Source organism: Ruminococcus sp. (assembly GCF_016287535.1).
Classification (GTDB): Bacteria; Bacillota; Clostridia; order Oscillospirales; family Ruminococcaceae; genus Ruminococcus.
Window position 1 is genome coordinate 1 of the sequence record NZ_JAEFAJ010000031.1, and the last position, 21,852, is coordinate 21,852.

General features: G+C 46.9%; 20 protein-coding genes. 1 reads left to right on the forward strand and 19 read right to left on the reverse strand.

Annotation, left to right across the window (positions count from 1 at the left end):
* Together infC and QZZ36_RS10760 are read right to left on the reverse strand one after the other, a co-directional pair.
* Positions 1-217: translation initiation factor IF-3 (infC, locus tag QZZ36_RS10755; RefSeq protein ID WP_295081309.1), on the reverse strand; the 217-nt coding region annotated here is incomplete at its 3' end.
* A 202-nt stretch (positions 218-419) separates the two neighbouring features.
* A complete protein-coding gene (locus QZZ36_RS10760; RefSeq protein ID WP_295081311.1) occupies positions 420-1,100 on the reverse strand; it encodes a stage II sporulation protein R in 681 nt (226 codons plus the stop codon).
* 141 nt (positions 1,101-1,241) lie between these two features.
* Between QZZ36_RS10760 and QZZ36_RS10765 the strand changes: the two genes are divergently transcribed.
* Positions 1,242-2,192, forward strand: coding sequence for a hypothetical protein (locus tag QZZ36_RS10765; protein WP_295081313.1), 951 nt, complete (start codon positions 1,242-1,244; stop codon positions 2,190-2,192).
* Between the two features lie 43 nt (positions 2,193-2,235).
* On the opposite strand, the gene ftsH is transcribed toward QZZ36_RS10765, so the two are convergent.
* From ftsH to QZZ36_RS10850, 17 genes are all read right to left on the reverse strand, one after another.
* Complete coding sequence (gene ftsH / locus QZZ36_RS10770; protein WP_295081314.1) at positions 2,236-4,068, reverse strand: ATP-dependent zinc metalloprotease FtsH; 1,833 nt, start codon at positions 4,066-4,068, stop codon at positions 2,236-2,238.
* A 237-nt stretch (positions 4,069-4,305) separates the two neighbouring features.
* Complete coding sequence (locus QZZ36_RS10775) at positions 4,306-7,026, reverse strand: glycoside hydrolase family 9 protein (protein ID WP_295081317.1); 2,721 nt, start codon at positions 7,024-7,026, stop codon at positions 4,306-4,308.
* A gap of 30 nt (positions 7,027-7,056) precedes the next feature.
* Positions 7,057-9,036 (reverse strand): glycosyl hydrolase, encoded by a 1,980-nt coding sequence (locus QZZ36_RS10780; protein WP_295081319.1) that lies wholly within the window; start codon positions 9,034-9,036, stop codon positions 7,057-7,059.
* 218 nt (positions 9,037-9,254) lie between these two features.
* Complete coding sequence (locus QZZ36_RS10785; RefSeq protein WP_295081322.1) at positions 9,255-10,112, reverse strand: leucine-rich repeat domain-containing protein; 858 nt, start codon at positions 10,110-10,112, stop codon at positions 9,255-9,257.
* A 515-nt stretch (positions 10,113-10,627) separates the two neighbouring features.
* Positions 10,628-10,750, reverse strand: coding sequence for a hypothetical protein (locus tag QZZ36_RS10790; protein ID WP_365686302.1), 123 nt, complete (start codon positions 10,748-10,750; stop codon positions 10,628-10,630).
* A 7-nt stretch (positions 10,751-10,757) separates the two neighbouring features.
* Positions 10,758-12,014, reverse strand: coding sequence for a recombinase family protein (locus QZZ36_RS10795; protein ID WP_295081324.1), 1,257 nt, complete (start codon positions 12,012-12,014; stop codon positions 10,758-10,760).
* Between the two features lies 1 nt (position 12,015).
* Positions 12,016-12,186 (reverse strand): hypothetical protein, encoded by a 171-nt coding sequence (locus QZZ36_RS10800; RefSeq protein ID WP_295081326.1) that lies wholly within the window; start codon positions 12,184-12,186, stop codon positions 12,016-12,018.
* Positions 12,187-12,804: 618 nt separating this feature from the next.
* On the reverse strand, positions 12,805-13,815 hold the full coding sequence (locus QZZ36_RS10805) for a hypothetical protein (RefSeq protein ID WP_295081328.1): 1,011 nt from the start codon (positions 13,813-13,815) through the stop codon (positions 12,805-12,807).
* Between the two features lie 108 nt (positions 13,816-13,923).
* Positions 13,924-14,388 carry a manganese catalase family protein gene (locus tag QZZ36_RS10810; protein ID WP_295081380.1) on the reverse strand — a complete coding sequence of 155 codons (465 nt, stop codon included), beginning with the start codon at positions 14,386-14,388 and terminating at the stop codon, positions 13,924-13,926.
* Between the two features lie 113 nt (positions 14,389-14,501).
* Complete coding sequence (locus QZZ36_RS10815; RefSeq protein WP_295081330.1) at positions 14,502-14,957, reverse strand: S-ribosylhomocysteine lyase; 456 nt, start codon at positions 14,955-14,957, stop codon at positions 14,502-14,504.
* Between the two features lie 4 nt (positions 14,958-14,961).
* Entirely contained in the window at positions 14,962-16,128 is a 1,167-nt protein-coding gene (locus tag QZZ36_RS10820; protein ID WP_295081332.1) for a pyridoxal phosphate-dependent aminotransferase, read from the reverse strand.
* A 188-nt stretch (positions 16,129-16,316) separates the two neighbouring features.
* Entirely contained in the window at positions 16,317-17,657 is a 1,341-nt protein-coding gene (locus tag QZZ36_RS10825) for an AMP-binding protein (protein WP_295081334.1), read from the reverse strand.
* Between the two features lie 304 nt (positions 17,658-17,961).
* Complete coding sequence (locus tag QZZ36_RS10830) at positions 17,962-18,855, reverse strand: thiamine pyrophosphate-dependent enzyme (protein ID WP_295081336.1); 894 nt, start codon at positions 18,853-18,855, stop codon at positions 17,962-17,964.
* On the reverse strand, positions 18,845-20,017 hold the full coding sequence (locus QZZ36_RS10835) for a transketolase C-terminal domain-containing protein (RefSeq protein WP_295081338.1): 1,173 nt from the start codon (positions 20,015-20,017) through the stop codon (positions 18,845-18,847). Before QZZ36_RS10835 ends, QZZ36_RS10830 begins: the two co-directional genes overlap by 11 nt.
* A complete protein-coding gene (locus tag QZZ36_RS10840; protein ID WP_295081340.1) occupies positions 20,014-20,307 on the reverse strand; it encodes a 4Fe-4S binding protein in 294 nt (97 codons plus the stop codon). Before QZZ36_RS10840 ends, QZZ36_RS10835 begins: the two co-directional genes overlap by 4 nt.
* A complete protein-coding gene (locus tag QZZ36_RS10845) occupies positions 20,304-20,819 on the reverse strand; it encodes a 2-oxoacid:acceptor oxidoreductase family protein (protein ID WP_295081342.1) in 516 nt (171 codons plus the stop codon). Before QZZ36_RS10845 ends, QZZ36_RS10840 begins: the two co-directional genes overlap by 4 nt.
* An 89-nt stretch (positions 20,820-20,908) precedes the next feature.
* The gene (locus QZZ36_RS10850; RefSeq protein ID WP_295081344.1) at positions 20,909-21,820 is read right to left on the reverse strand and encodes a LysR family transcriptional regulator; all 912 of its coding nucleotides are present in this window, start codon (positions 21,818-21,820) and stop codon (positions 20,909-20,911) included.
* Positions 21,821-21,852 lie beyond the last annotated feature (32 nt).

A 21,852-nucleotide genomic window follows, 5' to 3' on the forward strand; every position in this document is an offset into this window, starting at 1 on the left:
CCTGCTCGAAGCAATACTTTCCGTAGTCCATAACGCGGCATACGGGCGGTGTTGCCTGCGGAGCGATCTTAACGAGATCCAGATCCTGATCGAAGGCTATCTGCTGAGCCTCTTTGGCGGATAAAACGCCGAGCTTTTTACCGTCAGCGTCGATTACGAGTACTTCCTTGTCTCTTATCTCTTCGTTGATCTGCAGTTCCTGTTTGCTAATAGTCAAGCACCTCCAAGCAAAATAATTTAAAAACAAAAATGAGTGCAGAAATTATCCGCACTCACCAATACACACTGAATATACCACAGCTGCCGCAAGAACAGCCCGATAGCTCATTACATATTGACCGTTTCAGCAAAGCCCGACGGTGAGAACGCATAGTTCTGCTTTGTTTACTAAATAATTATATACTCATTTCCGTTAATTGTCAAGCAGCTTCTTTATTTTTGTCATTTTGCACAATATCATCCTTGACAAAACTCTTGATTTTATCCCATATTGCAAATCTGATCTTATATTTCTTAGGATGTTTAAGTATATCAAGTTCTTTTTTATCAAAATGCTTCTCTTCCGTGTTTGGGTCTGTTTCAGCGCTGTCCTTCTCAGCATTCGCTTCATCGGTATTTTCACAGGCAGCAGGCAGACAAAGCGGCGGATACATGACACACCACCAGTTATGCCCCTCTGCCTTTCCTATCATTATACGCAGAGCACGGTATCTGCCGGACGGCATGGTTATATCACCGTAAGTACGCTCATTGAACACAGCGTCCTCAAGCTCCGCAGTAACGCTGTCCTGACACCCCTGAGAACGCAGGACTCTCTCCGCCGTGTCTTCAATTATATTCAGATTCTCGGCAGCAACCGATTCCGCTTCCGCAAGATCAGCCGCTCCTCTGAAAATATTGCTCCTGAGCAGTTCGTCGCGGACCATCAGTTTCAGCCGCTGATCCCGCTCGCTGTCAGAGTTTGCGAGTATATGCAGTCTCAGGACGCTTCCGCGAAGCTCGTCCAGCTTCATGCCATCGCCTATAAAGCTCCCGATATTTGAAATCAGTACAGCAAGTACGAATCCTGCCGCCATAACAGCCAATGAAGGCTTTTTCATCAACATCACCTCGGTTACAGTATGGCAAAAACAGTAAATAATATTCAGCTTCCTGCAAAAATGTCTGTATTTTAAGATAATATATTGACTGTATCAATAAAAAATGTTATTATATAAAAAACAGAAAGGGGTATTTATGCAATGTCTGAAAAGAATAACCGGATCAAAAAGGAAAACAAGTCTGTATTAAAGAAAAAACACAATAAACGTGTCCGGATTACAAAATTCATACATGATAATATTGATACGCTGAAAAAATCCTGGTTTATCATATCTGTACTTTCAATACTCATCGCTCTGGTGATCATAGTATTCCTGTTCAATCAGTGGCCCGTTTTGCCTTTGAAGGTCACAGGTATCATACTGCTGATCGCTCTTATACTCATTTCTATTCCAGTCGCTCTGATCGAAGCCATACATAATCCGGCGCTTCTGATAATATCTATTGTTCTGTTAGGCTGCTACAGCCTCTTTGACTGCGGTGCCGCGGATCAGTCTGCATTCAATCTTATCATCTGCACTTTCATACTTGAATCTATAATCATCAAGCAAAAGCTCATTCCGCAAAAGGAACGCGAGCTCAGAAACGTAAAGTTCAAACTGAAAAAGGTAAACGCCAGGCTCAATTCCGATGCTGCTCCGGAAGATAAAGCAGAACGGCACTATATAGCCGATGAATTCCTGTGCAAAAGGCAGTCAGACCTTATAACCAACGTGCTTCGCTTATATGTGTTCAGCATAGTTATCCTGCCGGTAATTTCATACAATATCATCAGCAAGGTCTTCGCGCACTTCGCATTTGATTTTGTTTCATTCAGCGATCTTGTCCGACCGCTTGATTACTGCGTGACATCAATGTGCCTGTTCGCAGGAATTGCTTCAATAATACTGTACGCATCAAAGGAAAGCAGAATAACCTCCGAAATAATCGTCAGAAAGAGAAAAATGTTCACTGATGCCGATATCGAAAAACTGTCCTGCTTTGATAAAAACGACATTATATACGTTGATATTGAGGAAGAACAGATATTATACAAGATCCAGTCCGAAATCACCGAAAAAGAGGAAAAAGAGTTCGCAGACCATCTCTAATAGCATAACAAAAGCCAGAAGTATCCTTCGGGCTTTTGAATTATCAGGCATAAGCTTCCTCTGCCTGAAGTATCTTCATGAACTCCTCTCCCGTTATAGTCTCCCTGTCAAGCAGGAAACGGGCAAGCTCATGCAGCTTTTCACTGTTCTCGGAAAGTATCTTCAGCGCCTTTACATGAGCGCTCTTGACGATATTGTTTACTTCCTCGTCAACCTTCGCGGCAGTCTCTGGAGAACATACCAGAGAAGCGTCACCGCCGAGATACTTGTTGTTAACTGTCTCAAGGGCAACCATGTCGAAGCTGCTGCTCATACCATAGCGCGTTACCATGGCACGGGCTATCTGCGTAGCCTTTTCTATATCGTTTGAAGCGCCGGAAGTACAGGTATTGAAAACCAGCTCCTCTGCCGATCTTCCGCCTGTAAGCGTAGCTATCTTTGAAAGTGCCTCTTCCTTTGAAAGCAGGAACTTCTCGTCCTCGTCCACCTGCATGGTATATCCGAGAGCGCCTGACGTTCTTGGTATAATAGTGATCTTATGTACCGGCGCTGAATATTTCTGCTTTGCAGCAACAAGGGCATGACCTATCTCATGGTATGCGATTATTTCCTTTTCCTTCTGAGAAATGACCGCATTCTTGCGCTGGTAGCCAGCGATGACTACTTCAACGCTCTCCTCAAGGTCAGACTGGTCAACAGAGCTCCTGCCGCTTCGTACAGCTCTCAGAGCAGCCTCATTGATGATATTGGCAAGCTCAGCTCCTGATGCTCCCGCAGTTGCACGTGCTATTGCGTTGAAGTCAATGCCGTCGCTCAGTTTTATTTTCTTTGCATGAACTCTAAGCACAGCTTTACGTCCCGCAAGGTCAGGCAGCTCAACAGGAATACGCCTGTCAAAGCGTCCGGGACGAAGCAGCGCCGGATCCAGCGATTCGGGACGGTTTGTAGCAGCGAGGATCACTACACCCTTCTTTCCGTCAAAGCCGTCCATTTCCGTGAGCAGCTGATTCAGGGTCTGCTCGCGTTCGTCGTTGCCGCCCATCTGACCGTCGCGCTTTTTGCCTATAGTATCTATCTCGTCTATGAAAACTATACACGGAGCCTTGTCATTTGCCTGACTGAACAGGTCACGGACCTTTGCCGCACCCATACCTACGAACATCTCCACAAACTCAGAGCCGGAAATAGAGAAGAACGGTACCTCAGCCTCACCTGCCACAGCCTGTGCAAGCAGGGTCTTTCCGGTGCCTGGAGGACCTACAAGAAGAGCTCCCTTAGGAAGATCCGCACCTATTTCCGCATACTTTTCAGGATTGTGGAGGAAGTCAACTATCTCGGCAAGAGCCTCCTTAGCCTCGTCCTGTCCTGCAACATCGTCAAATGTCTTTCCTGTCTGCGCTTTTACATATATTTTAGCATTGCTTTTGCCGAATGACATTGCATTTCCGAGTCCGCCCATGCGCTTGCCTATGCTCTTGAACAGCAGGTTCCATACAACTACCATGAACAGTATCGGAAGTATCCAGCCGAAAAGGAAGTCCCTGAGAGGGCTCTGCTGCTGTATGCTGCCTGTGAACTCCACATTGTCATGCTCGTGAAGGCGTGATACAAGGTCAGGATCATAGATACGGACTGTGTTATATGCCTGCTCCCTGCCGTCAGCTTCATTCACAGTGAACTTTATCTCGCTCTCTTCTATCTGGACCTTTCCTACATTTTCCTCGTCAAGCTGGTCGAGGAAAAAGCTGTAATCAGCGTCCTTTATTGCAGCCCTGTTCATTGCGGGCACTATCACGGAATTGAAGACCATCAGCAACAGCAGACATACCGCTATGTATATGGCATACTGCTTCCACGGATTCTTTTCTTCATTCATTAAAAATCATCTCCTATATCAGGTATGATAAAATTATAACACATTCATTTTATAAAAACAACAGGTAAATTGTGAGAGAAATGAAAGTTATGTGAAAACGCACATAAAAAAGCTGCACATTCAGACAGCTTCCCTTAGCAGAAAAAGTGGGGTACCGAGCCCGAAAGTATGGGCTCGGTAATTTTATGCCACGATTCTGCCAGAGGGGGCTCCTCTTACGTGCAGCTTTAGTTTTTATCAGAGAGACTTGACCTTTCCGAGAAGGAACTCCTGTATCTTCAGAGCGTCATTTGAAGTAAGTCCAGCTACAGATGTATCAACATCGCCGTTTGCTGCGCCCTGCTCTGTCAGGCACTTGTCTGAAGTACCGCCAATGCCGTACTTGTTGGGGTTTGCAAGAGACTGCATGATAAGAACAGCGTCTGCCATATCTACAGTGCCGTCACAGTTTACGTCGCCTGCAAGTGTTACTCTGGTTGTATCATTCTTGTCTGTAGGATCACTGCTTGTAGTAACAGTAGTTGTGGTCGTTGTCTTGGTGTCGGATACAGTAGTAGTTGTTGTTGGCTTTGAAGTTGTGGAAGTTGTAGTAGTTGTTGTCGTAGTCTTTGAAGTTGTAGTAGTGGTTGTTTTTGATGTTGTGGTAGTAGTATCCTTTGTCTTTTCCTCAGCAGTCGTTCCGTCAGGCTCGATACCGCCTACGAGAACGCCGTCATCGTAGATACAGATATAATCTGTACGCTTCTCCGGCGGATCGTCAACTGCGAAGAAGTCCTCGCTCTTGCCTATCTTCAGATCCTGATAGCTCCAGTCATTTGTAGGATCCCATATATCACCGTAGTACATACCGAGATCGAACTGGTACTTCTTGCCTGAGTTTGCAATAACATAGCCGTCCCATGTGATCTCAACATAGTAGGTATCAGCTACCTTGTCATACTTGAAGGGACCTGTGAGCACACCGTCAGCGCCTACCTCACCGTCCTCCGTGCTTGACTGATCGTAAAGCTCGCGGACCTCTCCGAGACCGTCGATGCCCTTTGCCATTTCCTTGATATTGAAGAAGTAACGAACAGAGATCTTCTTGGAAGGATTGCTCTCGCCTGAGAGTACCTTGAAGGATACCTGTGTAGTACCTGAACCGTCACCATTAAGGTTGGGCTTGTCTACGCCGACAGCCTCTACCCAGTAACCGCTTCCGCCGCCGTCGCCGCTTCCGCTTCCGTAAACTCTCTTCTCGTCCTCAGGCGGGAAGTTGGGAGTTACAGCCATTTCAGGTGTGCCGTACAGTGCATAGAGACCAGCAGCTGCGCCGGGGAGACAAGCGTTATAGTCGATAGTAACCTCGTTCTCTACCCAGTCGTTTGTGCTGTCGCTGTGACCGTCACTTCCGTCAGGACCGCCTGCAAGAGCGCCCCAGAGGATATGCTTCTGCTCACGGGGATCCTCAGCCATGAGAAGTCCCGAAGCAGCACGGTGATGAGGATTCTTTACAGCTGTATCGTTATAGCCGACAATAAATGCTCTCGGACCGTGTGTGCCGTTTCTGCCGGCAAGAACTGTCTGCTTTGAGTTTTCCTTGTATGTTACATCGTTCTGACCGAGAACGTAGTCCATCTGCTTCTTAGCCCATTCGCTCCACTCGCTGGGCTTGCCGTCGTTCTTGTACTTATCGTAAACAAGGCATATCATCTGCATAGCTGTATTGTAACGGCAGCTTCCCCACTGGTTGAGGTATGCGAAGCCGCCCTTTGTCTCCAGCTGCTTCCATGTCTTCAGGCACTTGCCTACACAGTCATCGTCCCAGAAATCATCGAATACGTACTGGTTCTTGCCCTGAGCGTCCCTGATCTTCTGAACGAGGTCAAGCTCAGGGTGCTGCTGATTGATCGCAGCCCACATTACGCCTGCGCCGCTCCACATATCGTTCCAGCAGTAGCACCAGCCGGAAGGAGCATAGTAATCGAATATCTCCACAGCGTAATCAAATACGCTCTCATCGCCTGTTGCAAGGTACATCCATGCAGCAGCCCAGCAGTAATCGTCTTCCCACTTTGTAGAGCCGTAGAATGCTCCGGGACCGTCTGCGTTGTCTGAAAGCTCCTTTTCATTGTCGTTGGCGAAGTTCCAGAGAGCCTTTGCGTAGTCGAGAGACTTCTCAGCGTACTCTGTATCTGTGTCCTTGAAGTTAAGGTAATTGATAGCCAGTGAAGCGCAGGCAGAAACAACATAGTCTGTCTGAGGCTTTTCAGCTGTGAGGAAGAATGCCGGACGGGGCATAGTGTCTACCTCAGGGCTGTTCCATATAGCATGGTCGATGTTACCGTCGCCTACCTGATAGCAGTGAGCGATAACTGTACCGTCCTTATCGCGGAACGTACACTTCATGAGGTAATCGTTGAAGTGACGGAGGATAGTCTCCATATGGTCGTCCTGTCCGAGCTTCTTGAATACGTCGCGGAACTCATAGTAGTCCCAGCCGAGAGTAGCCGCAGAATAGTTTTCAGGCATACCGAACTCAACGTGGTCACCTGCGTCGTGGAAGCCGCCTGCAACGTCGATAGTGCCGTCGCCGTCAGGATCGAGGACGTCCTTGTATTTTGCCATGAATGACTCAGAAAGGTTAGTACCGCCCTTGCTGGTCTTGTTTGTCTGCTTGTCCCATGTTATCATAGGAACATGAGCGTCGTATGTGTGGCAGTTGCCGCGCCATGAAAGACGGCTGTCATTATCAACAGTATCGCCGCACATATTAGCGTCATAGAAATAAAGTGAATACTGGAGTGCGCGTGCGTAGTCGATATCCAGACCTGAATCCGTTACGACCTCACTTATAGGCGCGCAGAACTCCTGCACTGCTTCGTCATCTGCCGCCAGTGCAGGCGAAGCAGTGAAGCAGAATGATGTTGCCGCAGTAACTAAACTTGTTACCGCTGCGATCAGTTTTTTGTGATTCATCATGTTTTCCTCCCTTTAAAATAATGTGAATCAATTAGCTTTTATATCGTCCCACTTCACAAGGCCGAGAAGATATCTCTGTATCTCCAGTGCGTCATTTGAAGTAAGACCCTTACTGCCGTTGTCAACGTCGCCGTTTGACAGTCCCTGCGAAGTGATATGGTGCGAGTCAGTGCCATTCACGCCGTATTTGTCAGGATTTGCCAGCAACTGCATTATAAGTACGGCATCAGCCATATCAACATTGCCGTCGCAGTTAGCGTCGCCCTTTCTGTAGTCTGCAGAGGTCGTATCCGAAGTCTGAGAAACAGTGGTCGTCGTTGAAGCAGCAGTTTTTTCTGAAGTAGTTGAAACAGCGGAGGTCGAAGTCGTTGTGACCGGCTCTGACGTGACAGTAGTTACGGTAACTACAGTATCTCCGCCCCCATTAATTGGATAGCTTTTCAGGTCGGGCAGCTCGTCGAGAGTTATGCAGTAGTCACTGTTGTATATCTCAACGAGGTTATCCACGGGATTATTCTGCTCGCTTGTGAGGTAGTTCATATACCACGGGCAGAAATAAAGCCATGCCGCCTTGTCGTTTACAAGATTCTCAAGAGATGGTATCGAGTCGTTTTCCGACATTGTGACCATCTTCTGTCCGTCAGTGCTCTGCACCAGACTGTAGAATGTAGACGATATGGAGCTGAGATTGGCAACACCGTCGGCGCAGTTGTACTTGTCGCAGCCGATGATATCCACCACATCGTCTCCGGGATACCACTCGGCAGCCTCCGGAGATGTGGAACCCGTCCATATCCATATCAGATTGTCCAGACCGTACTCATTGGTGAGCTTATCATACAGCAGGCGGTAGAGCTTTTTGCAGGGCTCCGCGCCCTCTGCTCCCCACCAGAACCATGCGCCCTCGGCTTCATGGAGAGGTCTCCACAGCACAGGCACATCAGCGTCCTTCAGTTTTTTCAGCTCTCCGGCAATGAGTTCTATATCAGCCATAATGACCTTATTCTCCCATGTGCCTTCCTCAAGGGCTTTTGATATGCTGAAGGTGGTGAATTTGGGATTCGCCGACTCAACATAGAACGCTACGTCGGAGCTTCCCTCCTCACAGGGCACGTTCCAGTGCCATGAGACGGTAGCGATACCGTGATACTTGTTCACCCACTCGATAACACGTTCGGGAGCGTGGTCGCGCCAGTCCGAAGAAGTGTTGTAGGCGAGGAAGTCGATACCGCGTATGGCAGGCTGCTTGCCTGTCTTTTCCATAATATATTCAAATTCAGCCTCGTTGTCCTTGATAAAAACGTCGGGGCTGTTCCAGAGGTTGTAGTTGTGGTCGCCGCAATATTCCTGCTGACCGGCGATGATATGCTTTCCGTAAACATCGCAGAGGTAGCTGTAGAGCCTTTTTGCAGTATCGGAAGCTTTGGGATTTGAAAGCTCCCTTGTGGGCGACAGATTTGTAAGCTTTTCCGGGGCGGGCTTTAACGTGAGGTAATCGAAGAATGTATAGCCCCAGTATGCCTTGATCTCGATGGTATTCTTTCCTTTTTTCAGGTTCACCACACCGCCGGAGGTCTCGGCGAACTTGTTTGTGTACGGGCAGGTCAGCTCTCCCTGATTGACGCCGTTGACATTTAGATACTGCACCTTTTTGCGCGGATCGCTGGGCTCGCAGTAGCATATCGTCATCTCATACAGTCCCCCTTCGGGAACATCAGCTTCAATGGTAAGAGTCGTGCCCTTCTGGTCGAGGTAAGCAAATCCCTTTCCTGAAAAACCGCTGAGGTCGGTATCTTCCGGGAAATCCCCCATTTTGACATCAGAAGCTCCGTTTGCATGGATCTTGCCACCGCTGGTCTCACCGTCCTCGAACTCATACTTCAGGACGGTATCAGACGCCGCAGCCATATCGGCAGCTTCCGGCACAGAGGGAGAGCTCATCGCTGTCACAGCAATGAAAGCAGCCGCCACAGTGCCGGCAGACCGCTTCAATATCTCTTTCTTCAAAATGATCCCTCCAGATCGTATAATATTAAATTATATATACCCGATAATTTAAGTGCCTACCTTTAATTATCATGGTTAACGCATACCTACACAAGTATCATAGCACATTTTTAATGAAAATGCAAGAGTTTTCATAAAACATTCCTCAAAATGATGATTTTTTTCTGCAGGCGCAATAAACGGTCAGAGGAAACCCTTTTGCTCAATAATTTAAGCTTTTATACTTTCTTTTGTAAAAACAAACGCCGAAGAAGAGAAATGATGAGTACCGCGAATACAGCTGCTCCGGAAAAAGCAGCTATATCAGCTTTTTTCAAAGCTTTCGGCGCTGAGAGCAATCCGGCAGCGGTATGATCCTCTCCGTTATAACATGAGAAAGCAACACCGTTCGTGAAAGCATATCTTTCCGCAGCGGAATCCTCCGCTCCAAGAATGACCAGGTGCTCATTTGTTATAAGCTGATTGCCGTTACAGTCAAATCCTAATGCCTGATCGCCGATATAAGTGCAGACAGGCGGTATATAGATACGTTCCAGCTTTGGACACATATAAAAAGCTCCGCTGCCGATGCTGCTGAGCTCATTGCCTGTACTTATACTTTCAAGTCCTTCGCAGTCGGAAAAGCATAATTCACCTATACTTTTCAGTCCCTGCGGCAGCTTCACATCAGAAAGACTGACACAGGCGCGGAAGCATGAATCAGGCAGTTTATCCAAAGACGCCGGGAGAGTGATATCCGAAAGCCTGACGCAGCCGCAGAAGCAGCCCTCTCCTATTTCCTCCAGTCCGTCCGGAAGTCTTACTGCTTCAAGCTTGTCACAGGCATAGAAACAATGATGTCCTATCCGTGCAACAGTATCAGGCAGGTCTATCCCTCTCAGCGTCTCACATTTATAGAATGCGTTGTCGCGGAGCTCAGTAACGGGGTAACAGCTGAAAAAATCCGGTATATCTATATATTCCGGTCTGCCGGTGAACCCGGTTACAACAGCTTCACCATCATGTACAGAATAAAGCAGTCCCTCTGTTTCAGCTCCGCTTATATATGTTTCATCTGAAAAAAGCTTATCAAGCATTACAGCCGCCTCCTTTATAACAGTATAACAGCTGCCGGCAGCACCGGAAAGAATTATTTCACAACAATGTACGGCATCAATACCGATTTTCCTGCTTTTTCCGTGCCGGATACATCTGCTGCGTCAGAATGTTCTGACGCAAGCGCTCATTTTGCGTCGTATTATTTATGCGGATAAAAAAGAAAACGGGAGCTTTTCAGCTCCCGCAGTCAAAAGCAGCCGACACTTAACGTGTCGGCTGCTTATCCAACCCCCTTCGAGTCCATGTCTGATCAATTATGTATCCAGGTCTCTTTACGGACCCTCCCCTTCTATGATTAAAGTATAGCATATTACTCTCTGTATGTCAATACAAATCAGTAATTATGAACGAATTTTCGTTGTTCAGCACAGTAAAAGCTTCTCCCGTTTAGACGTTCTGACGATTCAAAATTCGCATTATTATACAATGTGTAAACCGCTTTCCCGGTAATACAAAAGGCAAAAGGACGGCTCCCTTCCGGGAGCCGCAATGTTCACTTTTTCTTGCCGCATTTCTTGTCAAAAGCAGGGTTGCAGGCATAGAAATTCTTTGAATCCAGTTTATCCTGTGCAAGACGGAGCGCTTCACCGCTGAGCACGAAATGAAACAGAAACAAAAAAGCTTCACGCTCTCCATCTGATAACTATCCGCCCCTTGCAGGCATAAATCGTTTCAGCAAGCATATCAGTCAGCTGACGCTTTTCATCAAAGCTCATATTGTTCCATACAGCCGAAAGATCAGTTCCCAAGGCTGACGCCTTCCTTTTCATCTCTGAGCAAACAGCCTCCTCCGCTTCGTCTGCATAGATTGTTTCTGCCGAACACTCCCCGTTTCTCAGTCTTTCACTGCACATAAGATATCTTATATCTCTTCCTCCGCCACGCTTTACCACAAGGGCATATCCGCAGCAGAGACATTTTATCTTTCCGCACAGCCACGAATTCCTGGCTTTTCTGACAGGTGAAGCTTTTTTGTCAGCAATACACTTTTTGCGGCATTTCAGCCATAGCGCTGAATCGACTATGCCCTCTCCCGGCGCAGGTACGATATGACAGCCTTCAAAAGAATTTCCCTTTCTTTTTCTGACAGTGCCTTCCTTATAGCAGTAGCAGCCGTTTACTCCGCTGAATCCGTTTTCATTCTCCTCGACCGCCGCACCCTCCGACCTGAAAAGCTCAAGTACAGCTTTGTCCGCTCTTACATACAACGGATTAAGTATCATTTCCCTGATCCTTGAACGCTCCCATTTCCTTCCCCGTCTCTGTATGCCAAGTTCATCAAGCTTTCGTACAATATCGCCGTATGCGGTCTTATACTCCGCATACATACCGAATATCAGACGGACCGCCTTTGCCTCTTCTTCATCAGGCTCAAACATCGACGTATTCACTCCGTCTATCATAACAGGGACTCTTCTGAAGCCATAGGGCACAGGTCCGCCCATAAAAAAGCCCTTACGGCTACGTGAAAAATATGCGTCCGCAACTCTCTTCTGGATAGTCTCTCTTTCAAGCTGCGCAAAGACAATACAGATATTCAGCATCGCATTCCCTATCGGCGAAGAGGTGTCGAATTTTTCTGTGGCGGATATAAACTTCACACCATGATTCCCGAATACTGTCATCATGTTTGAAAAATCCACTATGGAACGGCTTATGCGGTCAAGTCTATAAACTACCACCGTGTCTATCAGTCCGTTCCCGATATCCTTCATCATCTGTGAAAACTGAGGACGATTCATATTCTTTCCGCTGTATCCCCTGTCAGCATATACCCTGCACTCCTCTCCCCGTGCTTCATAACGGCACATTTCAGTCTGCTGCTCGATGGATATACTGTCAGACCTTTCAACAGACTGTCTTGCATATATGGCAGTCATTTCAGACGCACTCCGAATATTTTGCCGCAAGCTCATGCAGCAGCTCCTCAGCATTTCTCTTTGCCTCCGGGTCAATAATTACGGGAGTAAGCGTTTCTGTAACAAGTAGTCCGTTCCCCGTAATAATACTTCTTTCTGAAGCGATGTAATCAGTTCTGTCGATATCTGTCATAATCAACACCTCCGATTTGATTTTACTACACGTCAGTATGTCCTTATTCCAAAAAGCAGGCTCATTTCACAGAGGCAGAGCTTATATTCAAGCATTTGTGCAATTAATTATTTAGCAACAGTTTGTTATCATTACTGAAACAACATTTGTGCAGCGAAAACAGGGTTATCATATACTAATGTCAACCTTCGCCTATTAATGTCATGACATATGAATACTAATTTCTACATGGAAACATCGTATTCAGGGGAATACAAAAATTCCAGACCTGTATGAACACCTCATCGTGGACTGTGTTTTATCGGTCAATACCTTATACTTATCCCATATGTTTTTCTCTTGTTTATATATACGCAATGTTCAAATATATTTTTTACATATCTATATTTCGTTAACATATTACGTCAGTATGCACATCTGCTCAACCAATTATCTGTGCATTATATACAATGAGAATTTACGCTGATTAGTTTATATTCTGAAAATTCCGCTCAGCTATTGCAATTTCAAAAACAAATGATATAATATTCTTAAACTTAATGAAATCAACGTATTTACGATGATATATGACAAAAAGCGGATAAGCTGCCGTAAAGATGCTTATCCGCTTAATATTTTTTATTGTTCCTCCGACACCGCCGCATTGCAGTGAGGACAGCGCCCTGAAAGTGGGATCTTATATTTTCCGCCGCAGTACGGACAGATATTCTGCTCCGTTTCTTCCGGTCTGTTTGCCTTGAATGCAATCTGTTCATCAACCGGATCGTATACATAGGGTGACATATCATCTATCCCCTCTTCAGGAGCCGGAAATGCTTTCCTGTACTTGATCTCGTTCAGCCCAAGCATATAATACGCATGGAAAAGAATAAAACCAAGCATAAAAGCAGTCAGTACAAGTACCGCCATATCAGGCATAAAAGATATTTTATCAGAGAAAAAACTGAAAGCTGCAGCAATAGCTGTACCGACGTCAGCATCGCCCCTTTCGAGCTGGCTCTGGAGTTCTTTATTGAATTTATTGAGCTCACGGGTCTTCAGCACAGGATCGGTATCGTTCCCCTGCATACCTTCCCACTGCCATTCGTAATCCCCACCGGAAGTATACACCTTTGATTTTGAATAAACTATGAGCCAGTGCATTTCATCATCGAATTCCGAACGGTACCTGTCATAAGCATACTTTTCAAGAGTAGCATATTTTCCGAGCCAGTCATCAACATAAAGCGTAACGACCGACGGAGTAATACCCGTCTTATTCATAAAGACCTCAAGGCTGTCACGTAGAGCCCACTCGTTCTCGATAACATCCGCGTCATCCCTTATGATGATATTATGGTTGTAATCCTTCGGAACGATGGGCATTGCTTTTCTGAAGCCGAGAAAAACAAAAAGCAGAAACGGCAGGTACATTATACCTAAGAGCAGCCTTTTCTTATTGTATTTCGGCTCATAATCACTGCTGGCGTAAAAATAGCGCATTGAGCCATGACGGTATGTAGCATATCTTCTTGACCCTGGAAAGCGCCGGCTGCTTACGGTAGGTCCGCTTCGGCCGCCGCTGCGCGAACCGCTGTGTCCGCTCCGAGAGCCGCCGCCATGCGAACCGCCCCCTGATGAATGTGGCATAATGTCCCCCCTGTAACATTGATTTTAACTATTATATATCATTCTTACCCTGTTGTCAATAAAAAAATTGCTATATTTCCCTGCTTTTTGCCGGAATAATGCCATACTTCACATTGTGCAGGACGCTTCACCGAAGCGCTGGTAATGAACTATCTCACGCTCGCGCAGGAAACGGATCGGATCTCTTACATCTGGATCGTCAGCCAGTCTGAGGATATTGTCGTAAGTTGTGCGTGCTTTCTGTTCGGCAGCCATATCCTCGCTAAGATCTGTTATCACATCACCCTTTGACTGAAAATAAGCTGCTGTGAAAGGAGTTCCGGAAGCCGCAACAGGATAGATGCCGGTAGTATGATCTACAAAATAAGTGTCAAATCCGCTTTCCTTTATCTCATCAACAGAAAGATTTTTTGTAAGCTGATAGAGTATTGCCGAAATTATCTCAAGGTGGGCCAGCTCCTCAGTTCCAATATCAGTCAGCAGTCCCTTTACTTCACCGTAGGGCATTGCATATCGCTGATTAAGGTAGCGGAGCGAAGCTGCGAGTTCGCCGTCAGGACCTCCCAAAGCCATAAAGATATAGTTTTGAGGAAAAGTTTTTTCTGGCAACTGAATAAAAAACGCCCCGGAACATTGTCCCGGAGCAAAAAAATATATGTGTATACCGCCATTGCGTGGCAGTTATTTTAGTAATTCAGTTTTTCTGCTGTATATCCGTCAAGCACAGTGAGCATATCCTTTGCGACCGCCTTTGCGCCTTCAAGATCGTGGAGCAGATAGTTGCCGCACTCCTTTCGCTCGGAGCCTGGTATCTTTCCGCTGAAATCCGCCACAAAACGGAAACTGTCCTGAACCAGTCCTATCGCCTGTTCATATGAGACTTTATCCCGGAGTATCAGATAAAAACCTGTCAGGCAGCCCATAGGTCCAACATAGATAACACTGTCAGAATATTCACTGTTTCGTGCGTAGGTAGCAAATAAATGCTCGAAGGTGTGCAGTGCGCCGTTGGTGAGATAATCACCGCCATTTGGCTTTTTCATGCGTATGTCGTAGGTCACGGCATCGCCGTCGATACGGGAGATATACATTCCCTTTTCCAGCTTGTCGTGGTCAACGGTAAAACTTGCGATCGTCTTCATATTCTCACTCCTTCGGCATTTTCTTCCGGATATCATTCAGACGCTCCAGCGCGTTTTCAAGTGTTTCGTTTTTCTTTGCATAGTGGAATCTTATGTAGCGGTTCTCAGGCTCCTTGAAGAAGCTGGATCCCGGAACTGCTCCCACTCCGACATATTCAGCCAGCTTTTCGCAGAACACAAGGTCGCTCTTGTAGCCGAACTCAGAGATATCAAGGAGTATATAGTAAGCACCCTGAGGAACAGTATGCTGTATGCCTATGCGGTCGAGACCATTGAGGAAGAGATCACGCTTTTCGGTGTATTTGTCCTGAAGCCATTTGTAGTAGTCATCTCCGAAGCGAAGTCCCGTAACTGCTGCTTCCTGCAAAGGCGCGGCAGCTCCTACTGTGAGGAAGTCGTGTACTTTCTTCACAGTGTCAATGATCTCAGGCGGAGCAATGACGTAGCCAAGTCTCCAGCCTGTTATAGAGTATGTCTTTGAAAGCGACGAACAGGAAATAGTTCTCTCCCACATATCAGGAAGCGATGCAAAATAAACGTGCTTGTGGGGGGCGTAAACTATGTGCTCATAGACCTCGTCGGTTATAACAAAGGTGTCGTACTTCTTTGCAAAGTCAGCGATTATTTTTAGCTCATCAACAGTGAACACCTTTCCGCAGGGGTTGGACGGATTACAGAGTATCAGTGCCTTGGGGTGCTGTTTAAAAGCGGCTTCGAGAACATCTGCATCGAAACTGAACTCAGGCGGTATAAGCGGAACATATATAGGCTCTGCTCCCGAAAGTATGGTATCTGCGCCGTAGTTCTCATAGAAGGGTGAGAACACAATTACCTTGTCACCGGGATTCGTAACTGACATCATTGCAGCCATCATAGCCTCGGTGCTTCCGCAGGTGACGACTATCTCGCCGTTGGGATCGATGTTTCTTCCCATGAGACGAGACTGCTTTTCTGCAAGAGCTTCACGGAAATTCTGTGCGCCCCATGTTATTGAATACTGGTGAAAGTCCTCTCGTGTGACTTCGGCAAGCCGGTCGAGTATCTCTTTCGGGGGCTCAAAGTCGGGAAAACCCTGTGAAAGATTTACTGCGCCGTATTTATTTGAAATTCTCGTCATACGCCTTATGACGGAATCGGTAAAGGTGGCTGTGCGGTTTGAAAGCTGTGGCATAAAAAAACCTCCGGTTTTAAAAAATCAGGAATTCGGAATGCGGAATGCGGAATTAATGGAATTCGCCTTGCGGCGTAAGGATCTGAATTTTTTGATCCTTTGGCGAAGCCAACTCCATAATTCCGAACTCCTAATTCCGAATTCCGAATTACATGAACATATTTAATTACAGTAATATTATATCACGATCAGATGCTGTAGTCAATATTTCTCTCGTCAATAACACGTCTTGACTTGTGCTCGGAACGTGTATTCAGTCCGCCGTCGGGATGAACGACAACTCTTGCTGGCTTAACGCCAGTACGTGCCTTGAGTGCTGCACTTACCTGCTCTGCAACTTCGTCGTCGGTCTTGGTATTGTCAGCCTTCTTCTCTATCTCAACTGCGTACTTGCTGGTGAAGTCCTTCTCAAAGATACGGATGAGGTACTCGCCTGTGATGCCGCTCTGCTCACGGATAACAGCTTCGATATCGCTTGGGAATACGTTAACAGCGGAAACAATGAACATATCGTCCTTTCTGCCGAGTATATGTATTCTGCCGTGTGTACGTCCGCATTTGCAGGGAGTGATGTCGATACGTCCGATATCACCTGTCTTGAATCTGATAAGGGGACGGGCGTGCTTGCGGAGAGTTGTGAATACAAGCTCACCTGTCTGACCGGGTTCAAGGACCTCGCCTGTATGGATATCGATTGTCTCAACGAGAATGTGGTTCTCGGCAATGTGGAGACCGTCGTGGTATTCGCACTGTGCAGCGCAGGCACCGAAAATATCTGACAGACCATAGAAGTCATATACCTCAGCGCCCCAGAGGTCTTCGATAGCCTTTCTGGTAGCGTCGATAGAACCGCCAAGCTCGCCTGCAACGATTATCTTCTTGATGTTGAAGTCCTTTTTCGGATCATAACCTGCCTTTACAGCCTTTTCACCCAACTGCCATGCGTAGGAAGGTGAAGTCCAGATGATAGTAGGCTTGTAGGTCTTCAGAATGAAGAGAAGTCTCTCACTTGGAAGAGTACCGCCCCAGATACATAAAGCACCAAGGTTCTGGGCACCGATTACGTCAGGGCCGCCCACATAGAGTGAGAAGTTGAGTGCGTGTACATAACGGTCGTTTGGTCTCATTCCAATCTGCCAGAACCAGCGGCTCTCAGTATCCTGAAACTCGTCAAAGTCCTTCTTTGTGAAGGGACTCATGGTAGGTACGCCTGTTGAACCTGACGAAGTTGAGATGAACACTACGTCCTCCTCCGGGACTGCTGCCAGCTCGCCAAGGAAAGAGCCTACGCCCTGAGTGTCACGCTGTGTTTTCTTGTTGATGAACGGGAACTTTTCAATATCTTTGAGAGTCTTGATATCCTCCGGCTTTACGCCTGCTTCATCGAATGAACGCCTATAGTAAGGAGCGTTGTCGTATGCGAACTTAACGATCTCCTTCAAGTCTTCAAGCTGTCTCTTCTGAAGTTCCTCACGGGGAAGAGTTTCAAGCTCTTCGTCCCAGAATTTGTTGTTATTATCTCTGCTCATTGTATTTATCCTCCATATTCATATATTTCATATCTGTTTGGTATGATTATATTATACAGCACATTTCTGCATTTGTCCAATACCATACTTTTATGATGAGCTATAACCAATTCTTATAACTATAATTATATTGTTCAGGGACGCCCTCTCTTGCAGGGCGCCTTCGTTTAGTTTCGCTGTTCTTTTAAAGCTGGGAACAGCGACCAGAGGCTCTGCCTTTGGGATCCCGTTCATACGCTAAGCAAATTATTTCGCTGAATTCCTAAACTTCTATATAAGCACACTGCTTACATCGCCCCGTAAATTACAACTCAAAATTCTTGTTAATATACTCCCACTTCTTGTCACGGGAAGCTGCAATTATCTGTATATCCTCATCTGTAAGGTGCTTGAAGCGTCCCTGCTTTTTGAGGTAAGCCGAAACGTCTGTAAATTCCTTGGGCTTATGATTGAGCCTGAATGAACCGTTTTCGTACTCCGCAAGATACCAGAGTCCGCAGTCAACTACCTCTTTTGCTATATCCACTGTCTCGTCGGGAGCAACTCCCCAGCCTGTTGGACATGGCGCGATGACGTGGATATACTTTGTCCCCTGTATCTGTGAAGCCTTCTGCACCTTCTGTATGAAGTCGTAGATGTAACCCACGCTCGCAGTTGCCGCATACGGGATATCGTGCGCCGCAGCTATCTCGAACATATTCTTCTTGGGCCGGATATTACCATGGATATTCTTTCCTGCAGGAGTAGTGGTGGTCTTGGCGCCGAAAGGCGTGAGACCGCTCTTCTGTATGCCAGTATTCATATAGGCTTCGTTGTCGTAGCAGATGTATATGATGTTGTCGTTGCGGTCGATAGCTCCCGAAAGAGCCTGTATACCGATATCCGCTGTACCGCCGTCACCTGCAAAGCCCACTGCCGTGAAGTTCTTGTACCCTCTTGCGCGTAGACCTGCCTCAACTCCCGTAAGCATGGAAGCTGTTCCTGCGAAGGTGGAGATTATGGAATTGTTTGAGAAGCAAAGCTGTGGAAAATTAAAACCTACCGCCGACATACAGCCTGCGGGGAGCACCGATACAGCATTTGGTCCGAGGACTTTCAGTGCAGCTCTTACAGCAAGGCTTCCGCCGCAGCCCGCACACGCCTTGTGTCCGTAAAAAAACTCTTCACGTGAGATACTGTCTGCAACCTTATTTGCCATTGTCCTCGCCTCCTATGCCTATAAAATTCACACTTTCCGTGCCATTTGCGATGCTTGTATAAATGTTTTCAATATCGTCGGCGGAGATATTTCTTCCGCCGAGACCGCCGACGAAATTGTATCCCTTTACTTCTGCTCCTGCCTTTTTCAGTGCGGAGTTCACATTGGTAAAAACTGTGCCTTCGTTGCCGAAGCTGATGTCCTTTTCAAGAACTGCATATGCCCTGACATTTCGCAGAACATCGGCAATTTCCTTATTCGGGAACGGTCTCATGTAGCGTATGCGGACAACCCCTGCCTTTACGCCGTTTTCACGGAGCTTATCCGCAGTTTCGCGGCACAGCCCTGCGATACTTCCGAGAGTAACGATGATGTAGTCAGCGTCATCGGTACGGTAATTCTCCGTCAGACCTGTGTAACGCCTGCCGAATATCTCAGCGAATTCCTTTTCGGTCTCCCTGATGACATCAGCCGCCGCAAGCAGTCCTTTGTGCTCCTTGTACTTGAAGATATAGTTTGTATCTGGACCTGCCGAGAACGCCATATTCTTAGGGTTATCAAAATCTATACGGTTGTCGGTCTCGTAGGGCGGCAGGAACTTGTCTGCCTGTTCATGAGTGGGGATATCTACTGTTTCATAAGTATGAGTGAGGACGAAACCGTCAAGATTTGCCATATAGGGAGTCTGTACCCGCTTATCTTCGGCAATTTTATAGCTCATCAGCGCAAGGTCAAGAGCTTCCTGTGCGTTTTCCGCATAAGCCTGTATCCAGCCGCTGTCAAGCTGTGAAAGGCTGTCTCGCTGGTCGCCGTAGATATTCCACGGAAGAGCTGTGGAACGGTCGGCGTTCATCATTACTATCGGGAAACGTCCGCCTGCTGCGTAGTAGAGACATTCTGCCATGTAAAGAAGTCCCTGCGAGGAGGTCGCCGTGAAGGCTCTCGCACCTGCGGCACTTGCACCGATAGCGCATGACAACGCGGAATGCTCTGACTCAACGTGTACGTACTCGGCATTAAGGCTGCCGTCCTCCACCATTTCCGAAAGCCGCTCAACGACAATGGTCTGCGGGGTTATGGGGTAAGCCGAAATGACCTGCGGACGCGCAAGGCGTATACCCTCGGCAAATGCCTCGTTGCCTGATAAGAATTTCCTGCTCATTTGCGCTCCGCCTCCATTTCTATTGCCTTTATCTTACAAATTTTCGCGCATATTCCGCAGCCCTTGCAGAAGTCGTAATCAATTGCTGCCTTGCCGTCATTGATTGCAATAACTCCGTCAGGACAGTAGAGGTAACACTGTTCGCAGCCAACGCATTTCGCGGTATCAATAACAGGTCTGATGCTTCTCCAGCCGCTGTTGACCGTGGTGAGGTAGCCTGCTTCAAAGGACGTATTCTCAGGAACTTCACTGAACTTGAAGTCCTTTTTTTCTCTGATGTAAGGTCTCATTCCGCCACCTCCTGCACAGCTTTAAGAAGTGCGTTTATGTTGCGCTCCTGTATTTTTGCCGGCATATAGTCTTTAATAGCCTCAACTGCTTCATCTGATGAAACTATTCCCGAAAGTCCCACAAGAATTCCGAACATTACTGTGTTTGCAGTGGGAAGTCTGAATCCGGCTGCTATGCTGTCAGCGTCGTAAGTAAGAGCTCCGCTGATATCCTTTTTAGAGTTCACGATCATCTTTCCTGTAGGTTTCAGAAGTTCCCGCAGCTGAGGGCTGTATAGAGTATCGTCGATTATAACGATATAGTCTGCCTTTTCGGTCTGGCTCCTGTCAACTACAGGCTTTGTATCCAGCTTAGTGAAGGCTCTTACAGGTGCTCCGCGGCGTTCCGGACCGAACGACGGAAAAGCGAGTGCGTACTTGTTATCATCATCTATGGTATATGCTGCTCCGAGCAGCTTTGCAGCAGTGAATGCACCTTGTCCGCCGCGTCCGAGCCATAATACTTCTGTCATAACAGTTCTCCTATCATTTTAGTATGTATTGATTATACACCTATCCGCATATTCTGTCCAATACAGGACTTTTATGCGGAGCTATAGGCTCAATCTATATGAAGATATGCTTTTATCTCACGGATATATATTTCCGCCATTTCACTCAGAATGACATTTTTCAGTGTAATATAGCCTATTTCCATTACCTCGTCGGACTCGTCCTCAAAAGGCACAGCAATATAATCATCGCCGTTGAGTTCCTCGCATATGATTCCAGAACAAAGAGTGTAGCCGTTCAGACCGATCATCAGATTGAGCATGGTCGCACGGTCGTTTGCCTTGATTGTGCGCTGATAGTCGGCTGTACTGAGCAGCTCCTCGGCAAGATAGAAGGTGCTGTTGTCACCCTGCTCAAAGGAAAGGCAGGGATAGTCTGCAAGCTGCCCGAAGGTTATCTTCTTCTCATTTGCAAGGGGATGACCTTTCCAGAGGTAAACATAAGGGCTGCACTTTGTCAGCGTATGGAACTCAAGACCGTTTGAGTGGAGCAGCTTTGTTATGGACTTGCGGTTGAAGTCGTTAAGGTAGATAATTCCTATCTCACTCCTCATAGTCGCAACATCGCTGATGACCTCCGCCGTCTTTGTCTCACGAACTGCAAACTCGTACTCAGCAGTATCGAACTCCTTGACCATTTCCACGAATGCCTTTACAGCAAAGGAATAATGCTGTGTGGATACTCCGAACTTCTTCTTGACATTGCCCTTGCCGCTGTATTTCTCTGAAAGCACGTCAAACTGTCCCACAACCTGACGGGCATACTGAACGAACTCCGCACCGTCGTTTGTAAGGGTAACACCGCGTCCGCTGCGGTTGAATATCTTTATGCCTATCTCCTTTTCAAGCTCCTGCACCGATGATGTAAGGGAAGGCTGGGACACGTAAAGCTGCTCCGCCGCCTTGTTCATTGAGCCTGTTGAAGATATTGCGAGTATGTATTTAAGCTGCTGTAAAGTCATTGTTTACCTCCGTTTTATTCTCTCTCGTTTGA